This is a genomic window from Cellulomonas sp. GbtcB1, assembly GCF_019091725.1.
Lineage (GTDB): Bacteria > Actinomycetota > Actinomycetes > Actinomycetales > Cellulomonadaceae > Cellulomonas.
On sequence record NZ_JAGXJG010000096.1, the window covers coordinates 1 to 6,703 of the forward strand.

Here is a 6,703-nt window from a genome sequence, read left to right on the forward strand (position 1 = left end):
GCCGCCTGTTCATGCTGGTCTCGTACCAGATGATCATGGCGTACCAGCTCTACATCGTGCAGGACCACGTCGGGCAGCCCACCCCCGAGGAGATCGCATGAAGTTCGGACTGGGAGTCCCCACCGGCACCGAGGGCCTGATGTACCCGGTGCCCTACGCCGACCCCGACCAGGCGGTGCAGATCGCGGTCGAGGCCGAGCGGCTCGGCTTCGACTCCGTGTGGGGCAACGACCACGTGACCACCCAGCGGTACGTGCGCGAGGAGTTCGACGCCCCGCCGCGGTTCTACGACCCGTACCTGTACCTGTCGTTCGTCGCCGCCCGGACCACCCGGCTCCGGCTGGCGACCGCCATCACCGTCATGGCGTTCCGGCACCCCGTCGTCGCCGCGAAGCAGGCCGCCACGCTCGACCAGCTGTCCGGCGGCCGGTTCGTCCTGGGCGTCGGCATCGGTGCGTACCGCGAGGAGACCGACGCGATGTGGCCCGGGAACACGCTGCACCGCGGCCGCCAGGCGGAGGAGTTCCTCGCCTCGCTCGAGACGCTGCTCCGGGACCGCCGGTCGTCCTACCAGGGCGAGTTCATCCGGTTCGAGGACGTGGAGTCGTTCCCCAAGCCGGTGCAGGCACCGCTGCCGATCCTGTCCGGCGGCAACGCGGTCGGCTCGAGGCAGCGCGCCGCGCGGTACGGCACCGGGTGGCTGCCCGCCGTGCTCAGCCCGGCCGAGGTCGCCGCCGGCCTCGCGGACATCCGGCGCGAGGCGGAGGCGATCGGCCGCGAGCTGCCCGCCGACTTCGACGTCGCCCCGCAGCTGTCCGTCGCGATGGGGTCCTCCGAGGCCGACGCGATGGCCCGGTTCGAGACCACCCAGCTGCACCAGCACATGCGGTCGCTGTCGGGGTCGACGCTCAAGGGCCAGCAGGACGGGTTCGCCGCCCGGAACCTGGTCGGCTCGACGGCGCAGATCCAGGACCAGGTGCACGCGTACGCCGAGGCCGGGGTCACCACGCTGTCCGCGCTGCTGTTCGCGTGCAACACCGTCGCCGAGACGTACGACCAGATGGCGCGGTTCGCCGAGGAGGTCATCGCGCCGGTGAACGCGGGCACGCCGGACGCGCTGCCCCCGCTCGGTGCGGCCGGTGCGCCCGCCACCACCCCGACCACGGCAGGAGCCGCGCTGTGACGCTCACCCCCTCCCCCCGCCCGGCGCTGGTCGCCGACCGTGCCGCGCGGCTGCTCGCGCACCTCGCGGACGCCCCGTTCGACGCCGTCGTCGCCCTGTCGACCGCGAACGTCGACTACGCCACCGGGTACCGGTCGATGTCCGGCGCGGTGCACGGCACGTCGTCGGTCGCCGCCGTCGTCACCGGGGACCGCACCGTCCTGGCCGGCCCGGTCGCCGACTCGGCCCCCGCGTTCGACGCGGGGATCGGCGAGGACGACTTCGTGGCGTTCGGCCGGTTCTACTTCGAGTCGGCCGGGTCCGCGGCCACCGCCACCCGCCTCGTCGACGAGCACCCGGGCGCCGCGGAGGCGATCGCGGCGGCCGTGGCCCGCGCCGGGGCGGCCTCCGCGATCCTCGGGATCGACGAGGCCGCGTGCCCGGCGCCCCTGCGCGCCGCGCTCGCCGCGGCGCTGCCCGACGTCACCTGGGTGGACGCGAGCGCCTGGCTGGCGGGCGTCCGGGCGCGCAAGCTCCCGGGCGAGGTCGCGCTGCTCGCGCGCTCGGCCCGGCTCGCCGAGGCCGGGATCGTCGCGGCGCTCGCCGCGGCCGCGCCGGGCGTCACGGAGGCGGAGCTCGCCCGCGTCGTCGCGCGCACGATGGTGGACGGCGGCGGGCTCCCGAAGTTCACGGTCGTCACCACCGGGCCCCGGTCCGCGCTCGCCGACGCCGTCGCCACCGACCGGCCGCTCGCAGCGGGCGACCTGCTGCGGTTCGACGTCGGCTGCCTGCTCGACGGCTACTGGTCGGACATCGGCCGGACCGCGGTGATCGGCGCAGCCACCGCGCTGCAGGCGCAGCGGTACGACGCGATCCTCGACGGGCTCGACGCCCAGCTCGCGGCGGCCCGGCCCGGGGTGCCGGCGGCGGCGCTCTTCGACCTCGCGGTCGACGTCACCGAGCGCGGCGGGCTCGCCCCGTACCGCCGGCAGCACTGCGGTCACGGCATCGGCCTCGACGTGTACGAGGCGCCGATCGTCCGGCCAGGCGAGGACGTGCCGCTCGAGGAGGGCATGACGTTCTGCTTCGCGACGCCGTACTACGTGCTCGGCTGGGGGGGGATGATGGTGGAGGACGCGCTGGTGGTCTCCGCCGACGGCGTGCGGCCCCTCACCATGCTGGCCCGCGGCCTCACGGAGGTGCCCGCGTGACCGCCCTGCCCCTGACCACGTCCGCCTACGCCGGGGTGCTGCGCGACGGCGTCACCGGCGTCGAGGTCGCCGAGGCCGACGCGTACCTGCCGTCCGCCCCGGCCCTCGGCGCGGGCGTGCACGCGTACGCCTCCCCCGTGTACGACCTCGCCGCGGCGGGGCTCGACGGTGCGCTGCCCGCCCCGGGGTCCGGGCCGGGCGTGTTCCGGTTCGCGCCGCTGCTGCCGGTCGACCCGGCCGGCCCGCTGGTCTCGCTCGGCGAGGGCGGCACCCCGCTGGTCCCGGTGCCGCGGGCCGCCGAGGCCGCAGGCTTGGCCGAAGGTGCGCTGCTCGTGAAGGACGAGTCCCGCAACCCGGCCTGGTCGTACAAGGACCGGCTCGCGGCCGTCGCGGTCACCAAGGCCGTGCAGCAGGGCCACGACACCGTGGTCGACGCCTCGACCGGCAACCACGGCGCGGCCACCGCCGCCTACGCCGCACGCGCAGGGCTGCGCTGCGTGGTGCTCACCGTGGCCTCGGTGCCCGAGACGATGAAGACGCTCATGCAGTCGTACGGCGCGGACGTCGTCGCGTTCGACGACCCGCGGGACCGGTGGGTCGTCATGCGGGCGGGCGTCGAGCAGCGCGGCTGGGTGCCGGTGTCCGGCTACCTCAGCCCGCCGTCGGGGTCGAACCCGTTCGGCGTCGGCGGCTACAAGACCATCGCGTACGAGGTGTGGGAGCAGCTGGGCGGCCGGGTGCCGGACGCCGTGGTCGCCCCCGTGGCGTACGGGGACGGGATCGCCGGCATGGTGCGCGGGTTCCGGGACCTGGTGGCGCTCGGGCTCGCCGACCGCGTGCCGCGCATGGTCGCCGCCGAGCCGTTCGGCCCGCACGAGGCCGCGCTGCGCGACGGGTTCGTCCCCGGCGCCGCCGTGCCCGCCGGGCCGACGGTCGCGTTCTCCATCGGGTCGTCGATGGCGACCTGGCAGGCGTGGGACGCGCTGCGCTCGACCGCGGGCGCCGCGGCCCCCGCCGACGACGAGGCCGTCATGCGCGCGCAGGCGACGCTCGCCGCGACCGAGGGGCTCTACCTCGAGGCGTCGTCGGTCATCACGTACGCGGTGCTGCCGACCCTCGTGGCGCGGGGCGCCGTGCGGGCCGACGAGACCGTCGTGCTGCTCGGGACGTCGACCGGGCTCAAGGACGTCGGGGCGACCGCCGCGCGGCTGGCGCCGGTGCCCGTGATCGCGCCCACGCTCGCGGCGTTCGACGCGGCGACGGCCTGATGCGGGTCGCGTACGCGCCCGCGGGGCGCCGGGACGCCGCGACCGCCGTGCGGCTCGCGCGGCGGGCCGAGGACCTGGGGTTCGCCGAGGTGTGGCTGAGCGAGGACTACCTGGAGCGCGGCGCGTTCGCCGTCGCCGGGGCCGTCGCCGCGTCGACCTCCCGGGTCGGCGTCGGGCTCGGCGTCATCAACCCGTGGACCCGGCACGTCGCGCTCACCGCGATGGAGTGCGCGGCCCTGGACGAGGTGTCCCGCGGCCGGCTGGTCGTCGGGCTCGGCGCCAGCAACCAGGGCTGGATGGAGGGCCGGCTCGGCATCCCGTTCGCCCGGCCGATCTCGACGCTGGAGGCGTACACCGCCGCGCTGCGCCGGCTGCTCGCCGGCGAGGTGCTGCGCGAGGACGTGAACGGGCTGACCCTCGACGCCGGGCTGTCGTTCACCCCGCTGCGCACCGACGTGCCGGTGTACCTGGGCGTCAAGGGCGAGCGCGCGCTGGCCGTCGGCGCCCGCGTCGCGGACGGGCTCATGCTCTCCGTGCTGTCGACGCCGGCCTACGTGCGGTGGATCCGGGAGCAGCACCGGCGCCCCGACCTGCGGCTCACCGCGTACGCGGCGTTCTCCTGCGACGACGACGGCGCGGTCGCCCGGGACCGGGTGCGGTCCCGCACCGCGCGGTTCCTCGGGATGCACGGCGCCTCGCCCATCACCGCCGTGCCGGGGCTGCCCGCCGACCGGGCCGTCGCCCTGCGGGAGCGGATGCTCGCCGGGGCCGACGGGGCCGACCTGGTCGACGACGACGTGCTGCGCACGTTCACGCTCGCGGGGACGCCGGACGACGTCGCCGGCGGGATGCGCGCGTTCGCGGACGCCGGGCTGGACACCCTGGTCGTGATGGACGACGGGGTGTCGCCGGCGGAGGAGGCGCTGGCCCGGGCCGCCGCGTGCGCCCGGGACGCGGGCCTGCTGGCGTGAGCGGCGGGGCGGGCGCGGGCGGGCGCGGCCGGTCAGGTGCGGGGCGCGGGCTCCTCGTCGAGCGCCTTGCTGCCGTGCGACTGCGCGCTGATGCCCAGCCCCAGCCCTTCGACCGCCAGCACCGCCCGGGCGACGTCCCGGACCCGGTGCAGGTCGAGGCCGCTGAGCTCCGACACCCGGCGCAGCCGGTTGGCGTCCGTGTTCGGGTGCACGACCAGGCGGCGTGCCGTCTCGGGCACCGACAGGTCGGTCGCCAGGTGCACCCGCAGCGTCTCGACCAGGTGCTCGTGCGCCGCGATCGGCCGCAGGTACCGGTCCTGCAGGTTCACGACCATGCGCGGGTCGCGCAGCGCGAGGACCTCCAGCAGCACGTCGGCGAACAGCACCACCTCCCGGTCCGCACCGCGCCGCCGGCCGACCGCGAGCGCCCCGATCGCCTGCCGGCACGACCCGCCGACCGCGGCCAGACCGCGACGCGGTTCCCCCACCGCCCCCACGGCGGCCACCGCGAACCGGCGCCGGTCCAGCCCGGCGGCGAGCCGCGCCGCGAGGTCGGCCACGGGGCCCGACCACGGCACGGCGAGCACCACGACGGGGGCGCCGTCGTCCTCGCGCACGACGCCCGACAGCGGCGTGCTGCCCGTGACCGCCGCGAGGTGCGCGACGGCGTGGTGCCGGATCTCGGCGACCTGCTCCGGGTCGACGTCGCGGTCCTCATCCGCGGCGTCCGGCTCCGGGGCGCCGGCCGGCCCCAGCGCCAGACCGACCACGCGGGTGCCGTCGTCCACGGCCAGACCGAGCGTCCGGACCAGCCGCGCCAGGTCGGCGGGGTCGATGGGCTCGCCGCTGACCAGCCGGTTCATCAGGTCGGGCTCGGTCAGGACGGTGCGGGTGGCGATCCGCTGCTGCATCTGCGCGTAGGTGCGCAGCATCGCGCCCTCGAGCTGGTCGAGGATCGCGACGATCTGCTGCTGCCCCGCGCGCAGCGCGCCCACCGGCACCTGCATCCGGGCGCACCGGGCCTGGAACGTGTCGACCAGGCTCCGCTCGGCGTTCCGGTACGACTGGATGATCGCCGCCTGCGCCACGCCCTGCAGCGCGCGGCGCTCGCCGTTGGTCGCCGCGGTCTCGAGCTCCGCGGCCGACGGCGGCCGGTCCTCCATCAGGCACACCAGCACGTTGAGGATCGAGTCCCGCACCTGGCCGGACAGGTCGCCCCGGTCCACGACCACCTGCGGGTAGGCCGGCACGCTCCGCCACACCCGCTCGGTGATCTCGCCGATGATCTCCTCGAAGTCGGCGACCATCGACCGCGCCACCCGCAGCACCGCGTCGGGGCTCCTCGCCATCACGCCTCCCGTCGGTCCGCCCCCGCGCGCCGGGCGTCCGCGCGACGCCCGCCCGGACGCCATCGTCGCCGCCCCAGATGTCCGGCCGGTTTCGCGGCCCACCCCTGCTCCCGCCCCACCACCACCCGGAGGACCGCATGACCGCCCAGATCGGGTACGCCGCCATGAGCGAGCAGTTCCACCCCACGGAGCTCGTCGACCTGTGCCGCGCCGCGGAGGCCGCCGGGTTCGTCGGCACCATGGCCGCCGACCACTTCCAGCCGTGGGTCCCCGCCCAGGGCCACGCGCCGTTCGTGTGGAACCTGCTCACGGCCGTCGGCGCGGCCACCACGTCGGACCTCGGCCCCGGTGTCACGTGCCCCTCGTTCAAGATGCACCCCGCGATGGTCGCCCAGGCGTCCGCGACGCCCGCCGCGATGTACCCCGGGCGGCACTGGCTCGGCCTCGGCTCGGGCGAGGCGCTGAACGAGCACGTCGCCGGCGGCTACTGGCCGGAGGCCCCCGACCGGCTGCGCCGGATGTGGGAGGCGATCGACGTCATCAAGAAGCTGTTCTCCGGCAAGGAGGTCAAGCACCGCGGCGAGTTCTTCACGCTGGAGAAGACGAAGCTCTGGACGCTCGACGACGCCCCGCCGATCTACGTCGCCACCGCCGGCCCGGTCACCGCGCGGCGCACCGGGCGCGAGGTCGACGGCATCATCACGCCGGGCGCCACGATCGAGAAGGTCGGCAGCATCCTGGG

6 protein-coding genes are annotated in these 6,703 nt (G+C 76.1%); 5 read left to right on the forward strand and 1 reads right to left on the reverse strand.

Annotated elements, in window-relative coordinates; genetic code table 11:
• Positions 1-97 precede the first annotated feature (97 nt).
• Genes KVT14_RS19555 through KVT14_RS19570 form a run of 4 tightly spaced genes read left to right on the forward strand, consistent with a single transcriptional unit; the run spans position 98 to position 4,612 of the window.
• A complete protein-coding gene (locus KVT14_RS19555) occupies positions 98-1,183 on the forward strand; it encodes an LLM class flavin-dependent oxidoreductase (protein WP_254631356.1) in 1,086 nt (361 codons plus the stop codon).
• A complete protein-coding gene (locus tag KVT14_RS19560; RefSeq protein ID WP_217617192.1) occupies positions 1,180-2,373 on the forward strand; it encodes a Xaa-Pro peptidase family protein in 1,194 nt (397 codons plus the stop codon). Before KVT14_RS19555 ends, KVT14_RS19560 begins: the two co-directional genes overlap by 4 nt.
• The gene (locus KVT14_RS19565) at positions 2,370-3,641 is read left to right on the forward strand and encodes a pyridoxal-phosphate dependent enzyme (RefSeq protein ID WP_217617193.1); all 1,272 of its coding nucleotides are present in this window, start codon (positions 2,370-2,372) and stop codon (positions 3,639-3,641) included. The genes KVT14_RS19560 and KVT14_RS19565 overlap by 4 nt, the downstream gene beginning before the upstream one ends.
• Positions 3,641-4,612, forward strand: coding sequence for an LLM class flavin-dependent oxidoreductase (locus KVT14_RS19570; RefSeq protein WP_217617194.1), 972 nt, complete (start codon positions 3,641-3,643; stop codon positions 4,610-4,612). The genes KVT14_RS19565 and KVT14_RS19570 overlap by 1 nt, the downstream gene beginning before the upstream one ends.
• Before the next feature lie 32 nt (positions 4,613-4,644).
• Here KVT14_RS19570 and KVT14_RS19575 read toward each other — a convergent pair whose 3' ends face one another.
• On the reverse strand, positions 4,645-5,961 hold the full coding sequence (locus KVT14_RS19575) for a CdaR family transcriptional regulator (protein ID WP_217617195.1): 1,317 nt from the start codon (positions 5,959-5,961) through the stop codon (positions 4,645-4,647).
• Positions 5,962-6,098: 137 nt separating this feature from the next.
• Here KVT14_RS19575 and KVT14_RS19580 point away from each other — a divergent pair.
• Positions 6,099-6,703: TIGR03557 family F420-dependent LLM class oxidoreductase (locus KVT14_RS19580; protein ID WP_217617196.1), on the forward strand; the 605-nt coding region annotated here is incomplete at its 3' end.

Coding starts and splice junctions, on each gene's coding strand:
- KVT14_RS19575 (WP_217617195.1), bottom strand. CDS start 5,961: ATGGCGAGGAGCCCCGACGCGGTGCTGCGGGTGGCGCGGTCGATGGTC.
- KVT14_RS19555 (WP_254631356.1), top strand. CDS start 98: ATGAAGTTCGGACTGGGAGTCCCCACCGGCACCGAGGGCCTGATGTAC.
- KVT14_RS19570 (WP_217617194.1), top strand. CDS start 3,641: ATGCGGGTCGCGTACGCGCCCGCGGGGCGCCGGGACGCCGCGACCGCC.